General features: G+C 71.4%; 20 protein-coding genes. 10 read left to right on the top strand and 10 right to left on the bottom strand.

All coding sequences use genetic code 11. From position 1 onward, the window contains the following. Window positions 1-30 precede the first annotated feature (30 nt). The 4 genes from pucL to QRX60_RS01050 all read right to left on the bottom strand — a co-directional run bounded on the left by pucL (window position 31) and on the right by QRX60_RS01050 (window position 2331). A complete protein-coding gene (gene pucL, locus QRX60_RS01065; RefSeq protein ID WP_285998911.1) occupies window positions 31-912 on the bottom strand; it encodes a factor-independent urate hydroxylase in 882 nt (293 codons plus the stop codon). Between the two features lie 3 nt (window positions 913-915). Then, the gene (uraH, locus tag QRX60_RS01060; protein ID WP_284743569.1) at window positions 916-1233 is read right to left on the bottom strand and encodes a hydroxyisourate hydrolase; all 318 of its coding nucleotides are present in this window, start codon (window positions 1231-1233) and stop codon (window positions 916-918) included. Next, complete coding sequence (uraD, locus tag QRX60_RS01055; protein WP_285998910.1) at window positions 1230-1709, bottom strand: 2-oxo-4-hydroxy-4-carboxy-5-ureidoimidazoline decarboxylase; 480 nt, start codon at window positions 1707-1709, stop codon at window positions 1230-1232. Before uraD ends, uraH begins: the two co-directional genes overlap by 4 nt. A gap of 79 nt (window positions 1710-1788) precedes the next feature. Continuing rightward, window positions 1789-2331: a helix-turn-helix domain-containing protein gene (locus QRX60_RS01050; RefSeq protein WP_285998909.1), complete on the bottom strand. Its 543-nt coding sequence runs from the start codon at window positions 2329-2331 to the stop codon at window positions 1789-1791. A 131-nt stretch (window positions 2332-2462) separates the two neighbouring features. Here QRX60_RS01050 and allB point away from each other — a divergent pair, with 131 nt between their 5' ends. Both allB and alc read left to right on the top strand, forming a co-directional pair. Further along, window positions 2463-3791 carry an allantoinase AllB gene (gene allB / locus QRX60_RS01045; RefSeq protein WP_285998908.1) on the top strand — a complete coding sequence of 443 codons (1329 nt, stop codon included), beginning with the start codon at window positions 2463-2465 and terminating at the stop codon, window positions 3789-3791. Window position 3792: 1 nt separating this feature from the next. Then, entirely contained in the window at window positions 3793-4815 is a 1023-nt protein-coding gene (alc, locus tag QRX60_RS01040; protein ID WP_285998907.1) for an allantoicase, read from the top strand. Between the two features lie 42 nt (window positions 4816-4857). On the opposite strand, the gene QRX60_RS01035 is transcribed toward alc, so the two are convergent. The 4 genes from QRX60_RS01035 to QRX60_RS01020 form a co-directional block, all read right to left on the bottom strand. Then, entirely contained in the window at window positions 4858-5031 is a 174-nt protein-coding gene (locus QRX60_RS01035) for a hypothetical protein (protein WP_285998906.1), read from the bottom strand. A 210-nt stretch (window positions 5032-5241) separates the two neighbouring features. After that, window positions 5242-5997, bottom strand: coding sequence for an MBL fold metallo-hydrolase (locus QRX60_RS01030; protein WP_285998905.1), 756 nt, complete (start codon window positions 5995-5997; stop codon window positions 5242-5244). Between the two features lie 35 nt (window positions 5998-6032). Beyond that, on the bottom strand, window positions 6033-6509 hold the full coding sequence (locus tag QRX60_RS01025; RefSeq protein ID WP_285998904.1) for a CoA-binding protein: 477 nt from the start codon (window positions 6507-6509) through the stop codon (window positions 6033-6035). After that, window positions 6506-7792: an O-acetylhomoserine aminocarboxypropyltransferase/cysteine synthase family protein gene (locus QRX60_RS01020; protein WP_285998903.1), complete on the bottom strand. Its 1287-nt coding sequence runs from the start codon at window positions 7790-7792 to the stop codon at window positions 6506-6508. The genes QRX60_RS01025 and QRX60_RS01020 overlap by 4 nt, the downstream gene beginning before the upstream one ends. Before the next feature lie 356 nt (window positions 7793-8148). Here QRX60_RS01020 and QRX60_RS01015 point away from each other — a divergent pair, with 356 nt between their 5' ends. From QRX60_RS01015 to QRX60_RS00995, 5 genes are all read left to right on the top strand, one after another. Further along, window positions 8149-8598: a DUF3887 domain-containing protein gene (locus QRX60_RS01015; protein WP_285998902.1), complete on the top strand. Its 450-nt coding sequence runs from the start codon at window positions 8149-8151 to the stop codon at window positions 8596-8598. A gap of 40 nt (window positions 8599-8638) precedes the next feature. Next, window positions 8639-9937 (top strand): serine hydrolase, encoded by a 1299-nt coding sequence (locus QRX60_RS01010; protein ID WP_285998901.1) that lies wholly within the window; start codon window positions 8639-8641, stop codon window positions 9935-9937. A gap of 20 nt (window positions 9938-9957) precedes the next feature. Next, window positions 9958-10371 (top strand): VOC family protein, encoded by a 414-nt coding sequence (locus QRX60_RS01005; protein WP_286003466.1) that lies wholly within the window; start codon window positions 9958-9960, stop codon window positions 10369-10371. A gap of 62 nt (window positions 10372-10433) precedes the next feature. Beyond that, a complete protein-coding gene (locus QRX60_RS01000; RefSeq protein WP_285998900.1) occupies window positions 10434-10871 on the top strand; it encodes a PPOX class F420-dependent oxidoreductase in 438 nt (145 codons plus the stop codon). A 105-nt stretch (window positions 10872-10976) separates the two neighbouring features. Continuing rightward, window positions 10977-11834, top strand: coding sequence for a sigma-70 family RNA polymerase sigma factor (locus tag QRX60_RS00995; RefSeq protein WP_285998899.1), 858 nt, complete (start codon window positions 10977-10979; stop codon window positions 11832-11834). Window positions 11835-11840: 6 nt separating this feature from the next. On the opposite strand, the gene QRX60_RS00990 is transcribed toward QRX60_RS00995, so the two are convergent. Together QRX60_RS00990 and QRX60_RS00985 are read right to left on the bottom strand one after the other, a co-directional pair. Then, window positions 11841-12467 carry a (2Fe-2S)-binding protein gene (locus QRX60_RS00990; protein ID WP_285998898.1) on the bottom strand — a complete coding sequence of 209 codons (627 nt, stop codon included), beginning with the start codon at window positions 12465-12467 and terminating at the stop codon, window positions 11841-11843. 24 nt (window positions 12468-12491) lie between these two features. Beyond that, window positions 12492-13343: a putative RNA methyltransferase gene (locus tag QRX60_RS00985; RefSeq protein WP_332845820.1), complete on the bottom strand. Its 852-nt coding sequence runs from the start codon at window positions 13341-13343 to the stop codon at window positions 12492-12494. A gap of 173 nt (window positions 13344-13516) precedes the next feature. Here QRX60_RS00985 and QRX60_RS00980 point away from each other — a divergent pair, with 173 nt between their 5' ends. From QRX60_RS00980 to QRX60_RS00970, 3 genes are read left to right on the top strand one after another with little or no spacing between them, the layout of a single operon-like run. Beyond that, window positions 13517-14905, top strand: a complete 1389-nt coding sequence (locus QRX60_RS00980) for an ammonium transporter (protein ID WP_285998896.1) — start codon at window positions 13517-13519, stop codon at window positions 14903-14905. Next, window positions 14902-15240 carry a P-II family nitrogen regulator gene (locus tag QRX60_RS00975; protein ID WP_086855863.1) on the top strand — a complete coding sequence of 113 codons (339 nt, stop codon included), beginning with the start codon at window positions 14902-14904 and terminating at the stop codon, window positions 15238-15240. The genes QRX60_RS00980 and QRX60_RS00975 overlap by 4 nt, the downstream gene beginning before the upstream one ends. An 11-nt stretch (window positions 15241-15251) precedes the next feature. Beyond that, a complete protein-coding gene (locus QRX60_RS00970; RefSeq protein ID WP_285998895.1) occupies window positions 15252-17564 on the top strand; it encodes a [protein-PII] uridylyltransferase in 2313 nt (770 codons plus the stop codon). Window positions 17565-17572 lie beyond the last annotated feature (8 nt).

Raw genomic sequence — 17572 nt, 5'->3', positions numbered from 1 at the left:
AGAGCGTTCTATCAATCCGGGCGTGGTGGCTCAGTGGATGTCCCAGGCGGGGCCCGGGTCCTCGGCGTCGTCGCGCAGGATCGTGCCCTCGATCAGCCCGTACGGCCGGTCCGCCGCGTAGAACACCTCGTTGGCGTTCTTCAGCCCGAACGGGCTCAGGTCCACCAGGAAGTGGTGCTTGTTCGGCAGCGACAGCCGCACCTCGGCGACCTCCGGCCGCGCCTCGAGCACCGCCGACCCCATCGCGTACAGCGTCTGCTGCAGCGAAAGGCTGTGCTTCGTCGCGAACGTCTCGAGCATCAGCCGCCGGATCTCGCGGTGGCTCTCGGCCCAGTCGATGCCCTCGCCCTGGTAGCGCCACTTCGCTGTGACCGCCGTCGCGAGGATCCGGTCGTCGGTCTCGGCGAGCGTCGTGTACTGGTCGCGCGGGAAGCCGTGGAACTCCGAACCCGTCGACTTGAGCAGCGTCAGGCCGTCGATGCCGGACACGACCCACGCGCGGCCGTCCCGGACCGTCACGGCCGTGGTGCGCCGTTCGTCGCCGGAGCGGCTGAACGCGTGGTCGTGCGGCTCGCCGCCGACGGCGATCCGGTCCCAGCCGTGCTCGTCGATCTTGATCCGCGCGCCGGTGATGTTCCCCTGCGTGCCGGTGAAGTGCCGCGCCAGGCGCAGGGCGAAGTCCTCGATCTCGCCGACCGGCGCCTCCTTCGCGAAGGCGTACACGGTGTTCTTCTGCGTGTCGGTCGCGAGCACGCCCGCGTTGTCGCCGGTGAGGTGCGTCGCGGCGAGCTCACCGCGCAGCGACGTCGACACGGTGAGGTCCTTCAGGTGGTGCACGGGGCCGTCGCGGCGCACCGTCACCAGGCGGACCTCCGCCTTGCCGTACTGGTTGGGGCCCAGGGTGATGGCCACGGTTCAGCTCCCTCGGTAGGTCGAATAGGCGAACGGGCTGAGCAGGAGCGGCACGTGGTGGTGCGCGGCGCCGTCGGAGATCCGGAAGGTGAGCGCCACCTCCGGGAAGAAGGCGTCCGGGCCCAGGTAGGCGCCGGTGTCGAAGACCAGCCGGTAGGCGCCCGGGTCCAGGGTTTCCGGGCCGAGGTCGCGGATCCGGCCGTCGTCGTCGGTGCGCCCGTCGGCGATCGGCTTCCCCTCGGCGGTCTCGAACCGGACGGCGATCCCCTTCGCGGGGCGGCCGGTCGCCGTGTCGAGGACGTGGGTGGTCACGAGGCTCACGCGGTCACCGCTTTCGCGAGTCGGAGTTCGGCGATCTTCAGCAGTTCCCGCCCGGCGACGGCGAGTTCGGTCGCGGGATCGTTGTCCAGCCGGCTTTCGAGGATCTTCAGCAGCTCTTCCCCGCTGCGGCCGCTGGCACACACCAGGTAGACGTGCCCGAACTTGGCTTCGTACTCGGCGTTCGCCGCGGCGAACGCGTCGGCATTGTCCACACCGGACTGTTCCGATCGTGACCACTCGCCTTCGGTGCCCGCCTGTTTCGGCTTCTCGCCGATCCGGGGGTGGGCGGCCATGGCCTGCCGGATTTCGTCGCTGCTCAACGGCAGCTCGGCGGCGGCGGTCAGCGCGTCCCAGCTGGCGTAGGGCCGGTTGCCGAGAATCGTGTCCACCCAGCGGGGGACGGCGAGACAGGCGGTCAGCGCCGGACGGACGTCGTCGGCGTCGGCGGCGTTGAAGTCGGTGAGGGTGAGCGGCACGGGGAACTCCTCGTGAGTGGCGTCTCGCTGACCGTACGTCGGCGCCGGAGTTCCGTCAACATTTTGTTGAAAGCCCTGGTCAGTCGGCTTCTCGGTTGAGGTAGTTGTAGACGGTGAACCGCGTGACCCCCAGCGCGTCGGCCACCGACGAGACGGATTTCCGCAGGCCGAAGGCCCCGCGTTCCCGCAGCAGCCGGACGGCGCGCTGCTTCCCGGGACGGTCGAGCTCGCCGAGTTTCGCGCCGAGTTCCCGCTCGACATCGGCGATGAGCCGGGCGAGCGCGTCGGTCAGTTCGACGACGGTTTCGGACGCTTTCCTCGTGTCGTGCGGTTCGCTCGGGTTTTCCGGCGTTCTCGTGCCGGCCGGTTCGACGGCCTGGCTCGCGCCGACCTGGCGCACCTGCAGCGTCACCTGCGTCGCGCCGCCCTCGAGCGCCGCCTTCGCGATGGCCGGGATGGCGTCGAGCAGCGCCTTCGCCTCGCCTCGCGCGAGCGTCCCGAGCGGGCCGAAGTCGGTCTCCAGCCCGGCTTCCGCGGCGGCGTCCCGTGCGGCGAGGGCGTGCTCGGGCGGCGAACCCTCGCCGTGGAACGGTTCGCTGGTGAACTCCGCTTCAAGCCGCACGAGGATGACCGTAACGCGCCGGGTCTGTCGTTGACGAGCGGCGCGCGCCGTGGTTACTGTCGTTGTGCGAAACCGCCTTTCCGTACTGTGAAATCGGCGGTGGTTCAATCCTCCCGGAGAAGGGTTTTCGGATGGATCTTGTGGTGCGCGCGGCCCGGGCCGTGACGGCCGAGGGCGAGGTTCCGGCGACCGTCGGTGTCGACGGCGGCCGGATCGTCGCGGTCGAACCCGGTGGCGCTTCGCTGTCCGGCGACCGCGTGCTCGACCTCGGCGACGACGTCGTGCTGCTGCCGGGACTCGTCGACACGCACGTCCACGTCAACGATCCCGGCCGCGCCGAGTGGGAGGGCTTCGAGACGGCGACCCGCGCGGCCGCGGCCGGTGGGGTGACCACGATCGTGGACATGCCGCTCAACAGCCTGCCCCCGACGGTCGACGTCGCGGCCCTGGAGGTCAAGCGCGCGGCGGCGACCGGCCGCGTGCACGTCGACGTCGGGTTCTGGGGCGGCGCGATTCCCGGCAACGTCGGGGATCTGCGCGGCCTGCACGACTCCGGGGTGTTCGGCTTCAAGTGCTTCCTGCTGCACTCGGGCGTCGACGAGTTCCCGCCGCTCGACCCGGCCGGGCTCGACGAAGCGTTGCGGGAGCTGAGTTCCTTCGACGCGCTGATGATCGTCCACGCCGAAGACGCGCACGAGATCGACTCGGCGCCGGAACCGCATGGCGGTCGCTATGTCGACTTTCTGCACTCGCGGCCGCGGCAGGCGGAAAACCTCGCGATCACGCACGTGATCGAGGCGGCTCGGCGGAACTCCGCGCGGGCGCACATCCTGCACCTGTCCTCTTCGGACGCCCTGCCGCTGATCGCGTCGGCACGCCGCGACGGCGTGGCGCTGACGGCCGAGACCTGCCCGCACTACCTCAGCTTCGTCGCCGAGGAGATCCGCGACGGTGCGACGCAGTTCAAGTGCTGCCCGCCGATCCGGGAGGCGGCCAACCGCGAGCTGCTCTGGCAGGGGCTCGCCGACGGCGTGATCGACACCGTCGTCAGCGACCATTCGCCGTGCACGCCGGAGCTGAAACGCTTCGACAGCGGCGATTTCGGGCTTGCCTGGGGCGGGATCTCCAGCTTGCAGCTGGGGCTGCCGGCGATCTGGACGCAGGCGCGGCAACGCGGGTTCGCGCTCACCGACGTCGTCCGCTGGATGGCCGAGCGCCCGGCCGCGCAGGCCGGGATGCGCCGCAAGGGGCATCTCGCGGTGGGCTACGACGCCGACTTCTGCGTGTTCGCGCCGGAGGAGGCGTTCGTGGTCGACGTCGCGAAGCTGAAGCACCGCAACCCGGTCAGCGCGTACGACCGGCGCCCGCTCGCCGGCGTCGTGCGCTCGACGTGGTTGCGGGGCACCGAAATCACCGGCGACGAGCCCCGCGGCACGTTGCTGACCCGGGGGGACTGCTGAAATGGAGGCTGCCTTGTCCGACCACCCTGTCCGTCCTGAGTGGACAGAACTGCCCGACCTCGCGTCACGCCGCTTCGGCGGGACGGTGATGTGGGCGACCGACGAGCTGTTCGCCGAGAAGGAGAACCTGGTCAACCCGTGGACGCCGGCGCACCGCGCCGAGACGTTCGGCCCGAAGGGCCAGGTCTACGACGGCTGGGAGACCCGCCGCCACCGCGAACCGGGCGACGACCAGGCGATCTTGCGCCTCGGCCTGGCCGGCACGGTCACCGGCGTCATCGTCGACACGGCGTTCTTCAAGGGCAATTACCCGCCGTTCGTGTCGGTCGAGGCGGCTTCGGTGCCGGGCTACCCGAGCGCCACGGAGCTGGCGTCGGCGGACTGGGACGTCCTGGTCGACCGCGCGCCGGCGGCCGGCCACACGGAGAACTTCTACGCGGTCAACGGTTCGCGCCGCTACACGCACGTGCGGCTGACGCAGCACCCGGACGGCGGCGTCGCGCGCCTGCGAGTGCACGGCACGCCGATCCCGGACCCGGACCTGCTCGACCTGGACGCGCTCGACCTGGCGGCGCTGGAGAACGGCGCCCTGGTCACCGGGTGCAGCAACAAGTTCTATTCGTCGCCGAACAACCTGCTCTCCCCGGGCCTGGCAGCCCACCAGGCCGAGGGCTGGGAGACGGCCCGCCGCCGCGACGACGGCAACGACTGGGTGACCCTCCGCCTCGCCGGCGCGGGCATCGTCCGGTTCGCCGAGCTGGACACGAGCAACCTCAAGGGCAACGCCCCGGGCTGGGCCTCGATCAGCGGCCGCGGCACCTACGGCGAGTGGGTCGACCTGCTGCCGAAGACCCGCCTGCAGCCGGACACCCGCCACCGTTTCGCGGTGAAGGACGGCCCGGAGGTGACGGAGGCGCGCCTGGACATCTACCCGGACGGCGGGCTGGCCAGGCTGCGCCTGTTCGGCCGGCTCACCGAAGCGGGCCGGACCAACGTGAAGGCCCGCTTCGCCAAGACGCGGTGACGTTCGCTTCGCGAGCCGTCGGCCGTCGCCGACGGCTCGCGATCAGCCCGCGTCCGGGCGGTTGAGGTAGGCGGAGGCCAGCGACAGCACGCAAGCGCAGCCGATGATCGCACTCACCCACCACTGCAGCCCGGCCACGACGCTCCAGACGAAGGCCGCCGCCGCCAGCACGGCGACGAGGATGTTCCGGAACTGCAGCGGGGTGGGTTTGGCCATGCCACCAGCCTCTCACGGGCGCGAGCCGAACTGCCGCGGGCCCAGGAGCAGGCATCTCCGGCCGCCGCGCGCCCCGGTGGGAGCCATCCGGGCTCAGGTCGGCTGTGGCCGACCGCCTGAGCTCGGGTGTGGACCGACGCCGGCCCTTGCGGGGCGATGGCGGTCGTCCGGTGCGCGGGCAGGCAGCGGGCCGCCGCGCTGCCGGGGGCGTCAGACCTCCGCGCGCTCCCCGGGTTCGAGCAGCACGAGACGGTCGGTGAGGCCGGCCCCCTCGAACTCCTTCCGCAGCGCGTCCGGCCCTTCGCTGAAGTGCTGCCAGCCGCGGAAGTGCAGCGGCACCACCTTCGCCGCGCCGAGCACCTTCGCCGCTTCCACGGCGTTCGCGCTGGTCAGTGTCAGGGGAGCGCCGTCGAAGAGCGCCGTCCGGGCGGCGCCGGCGAACAGCACCGCGATGTCGACGCGGAACCGCGACGCGATCTCTCGCACCAGCTCGACCGACGCGTTGTCCCCGCTGACGTACACCGTCGGCAGGCCATCGCCGCTCAGCACGAACCCGGTGACCTCGCCGGTCGTCGGCTCGGCGCCCTCCGGCCCGTGCAGTGCCGGGACCGCGGTCACCGTCAGCGGTCCGACCCGCGTCTCCTCCCACGGCTTCAGCCCCCGCGCGGTCCCGCCCAGTCGCTCGGCCCCGCTGGGCGTGACCAGGGTCAGCGGGACCGTCCCGAGGTACGCACGACCGCGGTCGTCCAGGTTGTCGGGGTGCTGGTCGTGGGACAGCAGCACGGCGTCCACCACGCCGACCGTGCCCTCGGTCAGCACCGAGTCCTCGGTCTTGACCAGCACGCGCTCACCGACGGCGTGGTCGCCGGGCGCGTCGAAGGTCGGGTCGGTGAGCAGCCGGACGCCGCCCAGTTCCAGGAGGGCGGTCGGGCCGCCGGACAAGGTGATCCCCAGGTTCTCGGTCATACCCCGGCCAACAGCGGGAACGGGCGTTCTCTTCCCTAGGGTGCCGACTGCCTCCGGGAACTGATCACGCCGGTGTTGAACCCGGCCAGGTGGAGCCCGCCCGCGAAGCGCGCGTGTTCGATCTTCACGCACCGGTTCATCACGACGTCCAGCCCGGCCTCCCGCGCCCGGTCGGCGACCGGCTCGTGCCACAGGCCGAGCTGTAGCCACAGCGTCCGCGCGCCGGCGTCGATCACCTCTTCCGCCACCTGAGGCAGGTCGTCGTGCTTGCGGAACACGCTGACCAGGTCCGGTTCTCCCGGTACGTCCTTGAGCGAGGCGTACACCGGTTTCCCGAACAGCGTGTCCAGCCGCGGGTTGACGAAGGTGACCTCGTAACGCGTCGACGAGAGCAGGTACGTCGCGACGAAGTAGCTGGGCCGCGCCGGGTTGGCGGACGCGCCCACCAGCGTCACCGACTTCGTCCGGTTGAGGATCGCCCGCCGCTCGACGGCGCCCACCGCATGGGTCATCCGGCCACCGCCTTGCCCAGGGCCTGGTCGAGGTCCCAGAGGATGTCGTCGACGTCTTCCAGGCCGATCGACAGCCGGACCAGGTCGGGCCCGACACCCGCGGCCGCAAGCTGGTCTTCCGACAGCTGCGCGTGCGTGGTCGACGCCGGGTGGATCACGAGCGTCCGCGCGTCCCCGACGTTCGCCAGGTGCGACAGCAGCTCCACCGATTCGACGAACTTCTCGCCCGCCGCCCGGCCGCCGTCGATGCCGAACGAGAACACCGCGCCCGGCCCGGCCGGCAGGTACTTCTTCGCCAGGGCGTGGTGCGGGTGGGAGGGCAGCCCGGCGTACGACACCCAAGCCACCCGTGGGTCCGCTTCGAGGTACTCGGCGACCGCCCGGGCGTTGGCCACGTGCGCGTCCATCCGCTGCGGGAGCGTCTCGACCCCTTGCAGCAGCAGGAAAGCCGAGTGGGGCGACAGGACCGCGCCGATGTCCCGCAGCTGTTCGGCACGCAGCCGGGTGCAGAACGCGTACTCGCCGAAGTTCTCCCAGTACCGCAGGCCGCCATAGCTCTCGACGGTCTCGGTCATCCGGGGGAACTTCCCGTTGCCCCAGTCGAACTTCCCCGACTCGACGACGATCCCGCCGAGCGTCGTCCCGTGGCCGCCGAGGAACTTCGTCGCCGAGTGCAGCACGATGTCGGCGCCGTGCTCGATCGGCCGGCACAGGTACGGCGTCGCCAGCGTCGTGTCCACCACCAGCGGGATGTCGTGGGAGTGCGCGAGATCCGCCAGTGCCGCGAGGTCGGCGATGCCGCCACCGGGGTTGCCGATCACCTCGGTGTAGAGCAGCCGGGTCCGGTCGGTGATCGCGGCCGCGTAGTCGTCGATCCCGCCGCTGACGAACGTCGTCCCCACGCCGAACCGCCGGAGCGTGCCCGTGAGCTGGGTGACCGTGCCGCCGTAGAGGCCGCTCGCCGACACGATGTGGTCACCCGCCTCGGTGAGCGCGCTGAAGGTGAGGAACTCCGCGGCCTGCCCGCTCGCGGTGGCGACGCCGCCGATGGCGCCTTCGAGGCTGGCGATCCGTTCCTCGAACGCGGCCACGGTCGGGTTGCCGATGCGGCTGTAGATGTTGCCGTACTTCTGCAGCGCGAAGAGGTTCGCCGCGTCGGCGGCGTCCTCGAAGACGAAGCTCGTGGTCTGGTAGATCGGCACGGCCCGCGCGCCGGTCGCCGGATCGGGGGTCCCGCCCGCGTGCAGCGCTCGGGTGCGGAAGCCCCAGGTGCGTTCACTCATCGGTTCTCACCGTAACCGTCCTCCCCTTCCGATGGCCACGCCTCTCAGGTGCTGGGCGCGACCATTTCGTGCTGCCGAGCGTAGCACGCTTTGAAATTCCGTGCGCTACACTCGAAAGCATGAAATGTGCTTCCTGTGGCAAGCCGCTGCCACCTCGGCGCGGAGCTGGTCGAAATCGCCAGTACTGCGACGCCACTTGCCGGAGCGCTGCCCGCCGGCAGCGAGTGCACGTAAAGAATGACTTGACAACCCAGCCGCGTCAATCCACTCTTGACGTTGTGCCGGGAGGGCCTTTGGCCGCGGTCGGTGAGGCGTTGCGGAAAGTCCGTGACGCCGAAGGGACACTGCGGGACGCCGTGGACGCGGCCAGGGTGGCCGGGCACACGTGGCAGGAGATCGGCGATCTGCTGGGCACCAGCCGGCAGGCCGCCTTCCAGCGGTTCGGCCGGCCGGTCGATCCGGCGACGGGAGCGTCCATGACGGAGCTGAAGCCGCCGGACGCGATCCACCGTGCGGAGGGGCTCGTGGCGGAGCTCGTCGGCTGCCAGTGGCACGAGGTGCGGCGCGACTTCGACGACCGGATGCAGGCGGCGGTCGGCGAGGACGAGCTGCGGCTCGCCTGGGCCCAGGTGGCCGGATCGGTCGGAAGTTACGAGGGGATGGGGGAACCGTATGCGCGGTCCACAGGCGACTACACGGTCGTCCACATGCCGCTGGCCTTCGAGGCCGGCGAGCGGACCGTGCAGGTGACCTACCGCGAAGACGGCCGAGTGGCCGGGCTGTGGATCCGGCCGCCCGAACAGTAGCCGGTGACCAAGGGGGAACGATGGAAACACAGGGGGATAGATGAAGACAGCGATAGCGGGCGTGGTCGCGGTCCTGGTGCCGTTGGTGGCTCCGGCCGCCCAGGCCGCCGAAGTGCCCACGGCGACGCAGCAGCTCGAGTGGGTGGTCGACGCGACCGGCCGCGTCCCGGTGTCCGATGCCGAGGTGCGCGAGCACATCGCCCAGGTCCTGCTCACCGCCGCGGGCGGTACGGCGGGCATCAACGGCGCGCTCGCGAAGCTCGGTCCCATCGAGCTGAAACAGATCGTCGCCGAGGCACCGGACCACGTGGCGGCCGCGGTCCACGGGCCCGTCGACGACTACCTGCTCGACCTGCACGTGGACCAGGCCGGGCTGATCGACGGGCTCAGGGCGAGCCCGGACGACCCGGTCCCGGTGTCCTGGCCGGAGGTCGACACGCAGCTCGCGACGCTCGGCGCCCGCGTGTCGTTCGGCGCGTCGGAGATCCTCCCGGACGGGCGTTGCCAGGCCGTGCACGGTGTGCACGACGACGTGCAGCGGCCGTTGGGCTCGGCCTTCAAGCTCTACGTCCTGGGCGCGCTCGGCAAGGCGGTCGCCGAGCACAAGGCGTCCTGGAGTGAACAGCTGGCGATCCGCGACGACTGGAAGAGCCTGCCGTCCGGGGTGCTGCAGAACGAGCCGGCCGGCACGCGGCTCCCGCTGTCCGCGTATGCCGACAAGATGATCTCGATCAGCGACAACACCGCGACCGACCACTTGATCCACCGGCTCGGCCGGGACGCCGTGCAGCGGCAGGTCGTCGCGTTCGGCAACCAGCGGCCGTCGGCGAACGTCCCGTTCCTGACCACGAAGGCGATGTTCGAGCTCAAGGCCACGCAGTACCCGGCTCGGGCGGATGCCTACTTGGCGCTGCCACGCTGGGCGCGTTCCGCGGCGGTCGCGGGGCTGGAACGCCTTCCGCTTACCGGTCTCCAGGGCTGGCAGGCGCCCGAGAAGATCGACGACATCGAGTGGTTCGGTTCGCCGGCCGACCTGTGCCGCGCGTTCTCCGGGCTGCAGAAGGAAAACCAGCCGGAGATCGGGCACGCGTTGTCGCTGAACGACGGCGGCCTGGGACTCGACCGGGCGAAGTTCCCGGAGGTCTGGTTCAAGGGCGGCAGCGAACCCGGCGTGCTGACCTTGAACTACCTGGCGCGCACCGCGGACGGCCGCTCGCTGGTCACCAGCGTCATGGTTTCGGACCCGGCCGCGCCGCTGAACGAGGACCACGTCGCGGCGCTGGGCATCGCCGTCGCGAAGGGCTCATTCGCGCTTCTCGCGGCTACGCTTCGCCCGTGACGGTGCGGTGGAGCCTGACGATGGACTGCGCGGAACCCCGCGCGCTGGCGAGGTTCTGGGCGGTGGCCCTCGGCTACATCGAGCGGCCGCCGCCGGCGGGGTTCGCGAGCTGGGAAGCGTGGTTCGCCCAGCAAGGCGTGCCCGAGGCGGAGTGGGACGACGGCACGTACCTGAGCGATCCGGAGGGCGTCCTGCCGAGCCTGAGCTTCCTCAAGGTGCCTGAGGGGAAGGTCGCGAAGAACCGGCTGCACCTGGACATCCAGGCGGGCGGCGGACGCGAGGTTCCGTGGGACACGCGGTGGGAGCGGGTCGTCGAAGCGGTCGCCCGCATCACCGCGGCGGGAGCGACGGTGCTGTACGAAAGCGAGCTGGACGGCCGCCCTGACCACGTCGTGATGGCGGATCCGGAGGGCAACGAGTTCTGCGTGCTCTGAGCTGTCGATCCGGGCTTCACGAGTTCGTGTAGGAGGTGGATCCGGATCACGAAGGAGCGCTCATGAGCTTCACCACCGAAGAGATCGACTACCTGCGTTCGCAACCGCTGGCCCGAGTGGCGACGCTCGGTGCGGGTGGACAGCCGGACGTCGTCCCGCTCGCGTTCGAGTTCGACGGCGAGCACTTCTGGGTCGGCGGTGTCGGCGCGGCGGTGGCGGCGACCCGCAAGTTCCGGAACGTCGCCGCCGGCCGCCGGAAGGTCGCGCTGGTGGTGGACGACCTGGTGTCGCTGCAGCCGTTCATCGCCCGGGCGATCCGCGTGTACGGCGACGCGGACGAGCCCGTGGAACGGACCGGCCTGGTCGGGCCCGGGCAGTACTCCCGGATCACCCCGCGGATTTCATGGAGCTGGAACATGGCGGGGGAGCCCGCGGGCGAGACGTGGTACGAGCCGAGGAGGGCGGTACATGGGCAGGTGATCGGTTCCACGCGCGGTTGACCGCCGGGATGACCGAGGTCACGCACGGCGTCGCGCGTTCTCGTCACATCGGCCGCCGGCGCGGGGTCTACTGCTACGACTGCGGCGCGGAAGGAACGGGACACGGTGGACACGCTGACCGATCGGTTCGAGCAGGAGCGAGCGCGGCTGCGGGCGGTCGCCTACCGGATGCTCGGTTCGGCGAGCGAGGCCGACGACGCTCTCCAGGAGGCCTGGCTGCGGTTCGACCGCACCGACACGGGCGAGGTCGAGAACGTCGGCGCGTGGCTGACGACCGTCGTCGCGCGGGTGTGCCTGTCGATGCTCCGGACGCGTCGCAATCACCGTGAGGAGCCGCTGGACGGCCGGCCCGAGCAGGGGGAGGACCGCCGCGACCCCGAGCAGGAGGCCGAACTGGCCGACTCGGTCGGGCTGGCGCTGCTGGTGGTGCTCGACGCGCTGGCGCCGGCCGAGCGGGTCGCGTTCGTGCTGCACGACATGTTCGCCGTGCCGTTCGACGAGATCGCGCCGATGATCGACAAGACCCCGGCGGCGGCCCGGCAGCTCGCGAGCCGCGCCCGGCGGCGGGTCAAGGGCGGCACCGCGGCGGACGCGGGCCTGCCGCGGCGGCGCAAGGTCGTCGAGGCGTTCCTGGCCGCGTCGCGGGCTGGCGACTTCGAAGCGCTGCTCGCGCTGCTCGACCCGGACGTGGTGCTGCACGCGGACCGGTTCGTCGGCCCGAGCCCGGCGCCGGTCGTGCTGCGCGGCGTCGAGAACGTGCGCAAGGGCGCGGTCCTGGCGTCCGAACGGGCTCGCGCCAGCGAGCTGGCGCTCGTCGACGGCTCGCCCGGGCTGCTGTGGGTGCGCGAGGGGCGGCTGTCGGTCGTCCTGGCGTTCCAGGTGGACGAGAACCGGATCACCGGCATCGAGGTCATCGCCGACCCGGAGCGGCTGCGCGGGCTGGAGCTGGCCGTCCTCGACTGACGCGGGTCAGCCCAGGGCGGCGCGGAGCCGCGCGTCGCGCTCGGCCGGTGTCTGACGCGGGCAGCTCACGCACTTCGGGTTGCCGACCTCGTAGATCAGGCAGCACGACGCGCGCCGCACGGCGGGCGTCCGGCCGACCTGCTGGAAGCGGGGCTTCGGCAGGTCCAGGCCGATCGCGGCCACGAGCGGCTCGGCCAGGGCCATCGCGCGCCCGGGGTCGGGCGTCCACAGCAGCCGGTTGCCGATCGAGTCGGTGGCGATGGCGCCGAGGGCACGCGCCCGGGCGCCGGTGACGGTGGCGATCGTGGTGATGGCGGTGCCGAGTGCCTCGCCGAACGCGGCGCCCAGCTCGGGCAGCCCGCCCGAGAAGGGACGGGTGGACCGAGCTCCGAGGAACCGGCCGTCGGCGAGGAGGTCGAGCTCCATGGCGTCGAGCGACGGGTCGGCCGGTGCCCCGGCGACCAGGCCTTCGAGCGCGGGAGCCACGAGCACCGACGACAGCGAGTACCACCAGATCGTGCCGAGCACCTCCGGCCGGGCACAGCCGTAGAGCTTCGCCGCGCCGCCGATGCGGGCACGTACCCACTCCGCGTCCGCGAGCAGCGTCGCGGACGCGGTCCAGTCGGGCTTCACGTCACCCAGCCTTCCAGAACGCGTTCACCGCCGCCGGTAGGTGGAGACCGTGAACGACACCGTCACCGCCTGGGGCTCGGTCAGCGCGTCCAGGCGGGCACGACGATCGCCGCGGTCCAGGTGGAACGCCGTCGGGCCCATCTCCACCGCCTGGCGGACCTGCCCCGGTGTCAGCTGCGCCGTCCGACGGACCTCCGTCCGCCCGGTGCGGGCGAAGTACTCGCCGAGGGTGCCGTCCAGGCGCTCCTCCTTGCGGTCGTCCACCGACAGCACCAAGTCGCCCAGCTCCTGGAGGTGGTCGGCGGCCGGGGACGCGACCGCCAGCAGGCCTCCGGGCCGCAGCACGCGGTGGAACTCCGGCCCGTTGCGCGGCGCGAAGACGTTCATCACCACCGACGCCACCTCGTCGCCCACCGGCCACGGCTCCCACAGGTTCCACACCGCCGCGCCCAGGCGCGCGTGGGCGCGGGCCGCGCGTCGCAGGGCCACCGCAGAGACGTCCAGCGCCAGGCCGAACGCCTGGGGCGCCGTCTCCAGCACGTGCGCGAGGTAGTAGCCCGTCCCGGCGCCCGCGTCGATCACGAGACCGCCGGTCTCCGCGCACACGCGGGCCAGCTCGTCCGCGAGCGGCCGGTAAGCGCCCGACTCCAGGAAGTCCGCGCGGGCTGCGACCATCGGTGCCGTGTCCGCCGTCCCGGCCGGGATTCGCGCGTGCAACAGGTTCACGTAACCCTGGCGGGCTAGATCGAACGAGTGGCCGTTTTCGCAACGCAGCGTGCGATCGACGGCCTCCAACGGCGTACCGCACACCGAACAGCGCAATGCTTCCCCGACCTGGCGTGGCAGTGGGTCATTCCCGTGGTCACTCGAGGTCATGGGGATATTCGACCACGACGTAACGCAACCGGACACTCCAGGACACGTCCCGGGAAACCTGGCCGTAACAACCGGGCGCGGACAGTTCACGCGGGCGAAACCTCACGCGCCGCCCCGTGAAACACCGCGCGCCAAAACTGCCATCGCACGGACCCAGGGCACGGGAGGACGATGTGCTGAACGCAGGAGACACCGCATGGGTACTGGCCAGCGCCGCGCTGGTCATGCTCATGACCCCAGGATTGGCGTTCTTCTATGGCGGCATGGTCCGCGCGAAGAGCGTCCTGAACATGCTGATGATGAACTTCATCGCGCTGGCCGTGGTGGGGGTGCTTTGGGCCCTGTACGGCTTCTCGATGTCGTTCGGCGACGACGCCTTCGGCGGCCTGGTCGGTAACTTCCACTTCGCCGGCTTGGAAAACACCTTCGGCAAGCTCGCCGGCTTCGCGGTCGCCGCCACCGATTCGGCGCCCGCCGTGGCCTGGCCCGGTACGGACGCGCTGCCGGTGCTCGCGTTCGTCATGTTCCAGCTGATGTTCGCCATCATCACGCCCGCGCTGATCTCCGGCGCGATCGCCGACCGCGCGAAGTTCTGGGGCTGGACGCTGTTCGTCGTCATCTGGGTGACGATCGTGTACTTCCCGGTCGCGCACTGGGTGTTCTCGTTCAACGGCTTCGTCGGCGAGAACGCGGTCGGCGGCTGGATCGCCAACAACCTCAAGGCGCTCGACTTCGCCGGTGGTACCGCGGTCCACATCAACGCCGGTGCCGCGGGCCTCGCCCTGGCGATCGTGCTCGGCAAGCGCAAGGGCTGGCCGAAGGACACCGGCCGTCCGCACAACGTGCCGTTCGTCCTGCTGGGCGCCAGCCTGCTGTGGTTCGGCTGGTACGGCTTCAACGCGGGTTCGGCGCTGGCCGCCAACGACCTCGCCGCCGTCGCGTTCACCAACACCACCGTCGCGACCGCGGCCGCCGTCCTCGGCTGGCTGCTGGTCGAGCAGCTCAAGTTCGGCAAGCCGACCACCCTCGGCGCGGCTTCCGGCGCGGTCGCGGGCCTGGTCGCCGTCACCCCGGCCTGTGGTTTCGTGAGCCCGATCGGGGCCATCGCGATCGGCCTGATCGCCGGTGTCCTCTGCGCGCTCGCCATCTCGCTCAAGTTCAAGTTCGGCTTCGACGACTCGCTCGACGTCGTGGGCGTCCACCTGGTCGGCGGCATCGTCGGCACGCTGCTCATCGGCTTCTTCGGCACCACGAGCGTCAACGCGCTCGGCGCCGACGGCCTGTTCTACGGCGGTGGGTTCACCCAGCTGGGGCGTCAGGCCGCGGCCGCCGGTGCGGTGCTCGCGTACTCCTTCGTCCTGTCCTTCATCATCGGCTTCGTGATCAAGAAGGCCGGCGGCTTCCGCGTCAGCACCGAGGACGAGATCAGCGGCATCGACGAGGCCCAGCACGCGGAGAGCGCGTATGACTTCACCGGGTCCAGTGGCGGCATCGGCCAGCCGACGACGATCCCGGTCAAGTCCGCCACCGGCACCGCGAAACTCGAGGAGAGCAAGGCATGAAGCTCATCACGGCGATTGTGAAGCCGTTCACGCTGGACGACGTCCGCTCCGCGCTGGAGCAGCTGGGCGTGCTGGGCATGACGGTCAGCGAGGTCCAGGGCTACGGCCGGCAGAAGGGCCACACCGAGGTCTACCGCGGCGCCGAGTACTCGGTCGACTTCGTGGCCAAGCTGAAGATCGAGGTCGTGACCGACGACACCAACGTGGAGAAGGTCCTCGAGGCCATCACCACGGCCGCGCACACCGGCAAGATCGGTGACGGCAAGCTGTGGGTGACCCCGGTCGAGACGGTGATCCGGGTACGGACCGGCGAGCGCGGCACGGACGCGCTATAGGCGTCCGGGACATGGCCGACGGGGGCGAACTGGTCAAAGCCACCGAGCGTTTGCTCGAGGGCAGGCACGGGAGGCTGGGGGCGTCCGCACTGCGGGCGGCCCTGGTCGACCTCTACGAGTTCTGGCTGGGCAGGGGAGCCTCGGCGGCCGGCGTCGACACCGCGGAACCGGGTGTCGCGCTGGTCGCCGTGGGCGGGCTCGGCCGCCGGGAGCTGGTGCCGTTCTCCGATCTCGACCTGCTGCTGGTGCACAACGGCACCAGCGGCATCGCCGAGATCGCGGACGCGCTCTGGTATCCCTTGTGGGACGCGAAAGTCGGGTTGGACCACTCGGTCCGGACACCCGGCGAAGCACTGAAGGTCGCTTCGGAGGACCTTCGCACGGCCATGGGCCTGCTCGACGCCCGGCACCTGTCCGGGGACGCCGAGCTGACCGGCCGCCTGGTCGCCGCGGCGCGGGACCAGTGGCGCCGCACCGCGCGCAAGCTGATCCCGGACATGACGGCGTCGGTCCGGCAGCGCTGGGCCCGCAGCGGCGAGATCGCGCAGTCCGCCGAACCCGACCTCAAGCACGGGCGCGGTGGGTTGCGGGACTTCGCGGTCCTGGAAGCACTGGCCGCGGCGCAGCTCACCGCGCGCCCCGGCGAAGAACTCCTGGAAGCCAAGGAGCTCCTGCTCGACGTCCGCACCGAGCTGCGACGCGAGATCCGGCGCGAACGGGACATCCTGTCCGCGCCGGAGGCCGAGCTGGTGGCCGCCGAACTCGGTTTCGGTGACCGCTTCACCTTGGCCCGCAAGCTTTCCGGCGCCGGTCGCACGATCGCGTACGCGCTGGACGTCGCGCTCCGGTCCACTGTGGAGCCACCGAAGCCGCGGTTCGGCCGGCGTCCGTCGCGGACCCCGCTCGCCGAAGGTGTGGTGCTGCACGGGAACGAGGTCGCGCTGGCCCGCGACGCCGTCCCGGCGAAAGACCCGGCGCTGTTGCTTCGGGTCGCCGCCGCGTCGGCGCGCACGGGCAAGCCCATCGCGCTCGGCACGCTCAAGGCGCTGGCGGAATCGGCGCCGGAGCTGCGGGCGCCGTGGCCGCCCGACGCGTTGAACGCCCTGGTCGAACTGCTGGGTGCGGGGGAGGGCATGGTCGACGCGGTCGAGTCGCTCGACCGGACCGGGCTGTGGGCCCGGCTGTTCCCCGAGTGGGGCGCGGTCCGCGACCTGCCGCCGCGCTCGCCGGTGCACCAGTGGACGGTCGACCGGCACCTGGTGCGCACCTGCGTCGAGGCCGCCAAGCTGACCACCACGGTGTCGCGCCCGGACCTGCTGCTGGTCGGCGCGCTGCTGCACGACATCGGCAAGGGGCGCGACGCCGACCACTCGGAGCTGGGCGCCAAGATCTCCGCCCAGGTCGCGACGCGGCTCGGGCTGAGCCCGGCGGACGCGGCGACGGTGTCGGCGATGGTCCGCCACCACCTCCTGCTGCCGCACACCGCGACCCGGCGCGACATCAGCGAACCGGCCACGGTGGCGCGGGTGGTCAAGACCCTGGACAGCGACCTCGTCCTGGTCGAGCTGCTGCACGCGCTCACCCAGGCCGACTCGCTGGCCACCGGCCCCGGCGTCTGGACGGACTGGAAGGCCCGGCTGCTCGCCGAGCTCGTCACCGGCTGCGAAGAAGTGTTGCGCGGAAAGGGTTTCACCGCGCCCGAGCCGATGGACGACGAACAGCGCGAGCTCGTCGCCCAGGCCGTGGCTTCGGGCACCGGCGAGATCCGGATCCGCGCGCACGGCAAGGTCGTCACGGTGCTGCTCGCCGTGCCGGCCCGCGCCGAGCTCCTGGCGCCGGCGGCGGGCGTGCTGGCGCTGAACTCGATGGAGGTGCACTCGGCGGTCCTGCGCGGCCACGACGGCGGGCGCGCCGGAGTGTTCACGGCGTCGCCGAAGTTCGGCTCCCTGCCGGACGCGACGCTGCTGCGCGAGCAGTTCGCCCGCGCGGTCGCCGGCACCCTCCCGCTCACCCAGCGCCTGGCGGCGAAGGAACGCGACTACGGTTCGCCGGACGCCCCGGTCGCGCCGAAGGTCCTCTGGTTCGACGACGAGACGAGCGGCCCCGACACGGTGGTCCTCGAGTTGCGCGCCGCCGACCGGATCGGCCTGCTGTTCCGGGTCGCGGGTGCGCTGCGCCGCTGTGACGCGGAGGTCCGCTGGGCGAAGGTCTCGACGCTGGGTGGTGCGGTGGTGGACTCGTTCGCGGTGACGCCCCGCAGCGGCCGCATCGAGCCGGGCTGGCGGCGCGAGGTGGAGCAGGCGATCCTGGCCGCGGCTTCGTGACCGGATCG

It is taken from the genome of Amycolatopsis mongoliensis, from assembly GCF_030285665.1.
In the GTDB taxonomy this organism is placed as follows: domain Bacteria; phylum Actinomycetota; class Actinomycetes; order Mycobacteriales; family Pseudonocardiaceae; genus Amycolatopsis; species Amycolatopsis mongoliensis.
This window is presented reverse-complemented; position numbering and strand designations above follow the sequence as displayed.

Bases quoted from the DNA above. Each gene is read 5' to 3' on its own strand.
- allB (WP_285998908.1), top strand. From the start codon at position 2,463: ATGGATCTTGTGGTGCGCGCGGCCCGGGCCGTGACGGCCGAGGGCGAG.
- alc (WP_285998907.1), top strand. From the start codon at position 3,793: ATGGAGGCTGCCTTGTCCGACCACCCTGTCCGTCCTGAGTGGACAGAA.
- QRX60_RS01035 (WP_285998906.1), bottom strand. From the start codon at position 5,031: ATGGCCAAACCCACCCCGCTGCAGTTCCGGAACATCCTCGTCGCCGTG.
- QRX60_RS01030 (WP_285998905.1), bottom strand. From the start codon at position 5,997: ATGACCGAGAACCTGGGGATCACCTTGTCCGGCGGCCCGACCGCCCTC.
- QRX60_RS01025 (WP_285998904.1), bottom strand. From the start codon at position 6,509: ATGACCCATGCGGTGGGCGCCGTCGAGCGGCGGGCGATCCTCAACCGG.
- QRX60_RS01020 (WP_285998903.1), bottom strand. From the start codon at position 7,792: ATGAGTGAACGCACCTGGGGCTTCCGCACCCGAGCGCTGCACGCGGGC.
- QRX60_RS01010 (WP_285998901.1), top strand. From the start codon at position 8,639: ATGAAGACAGCGATAGCGGGCGTGGTCGCGGTCCTGGTGCCGTTGGTG.
- QRX60_RS01005 (WP_286003466.1), top strand. From the start codon at position 9,958: ATGGACTGCGCGGAACCCCGCGCGCTGGCGAGGTTCTGGGCGGTGGCC.
- QRX60_RS01000 (WP_285998900.1), top strand. From the start codon at position 10,434: ATGAGCTTCACCACCGAAGAGATCGACTACCTGCGTTCGCAACCGCTG.
- QRX60_RS00985 (WP_332845820.1), bottom strand. From the start codon at position 13,343: ATGACCTCGAGTGACCACGGGAATGACCCACTGCCACGCCAGGTCGGG.
- QRX60_RS00975 (WP_086855863.1), top strand. From the start codon at position 14,902: ATGAAGCTCATCACGGCGATTGTGAAGCCGTTCACGCTGGACGACGTC.
- QRX60_RS00970 (WP_285998895.1), top strand. From the start codon at position 15,252: ATGGCCGACGGGGGCGAACTGGTCAAAGCCACCGAGCGTTTGCTCGAG.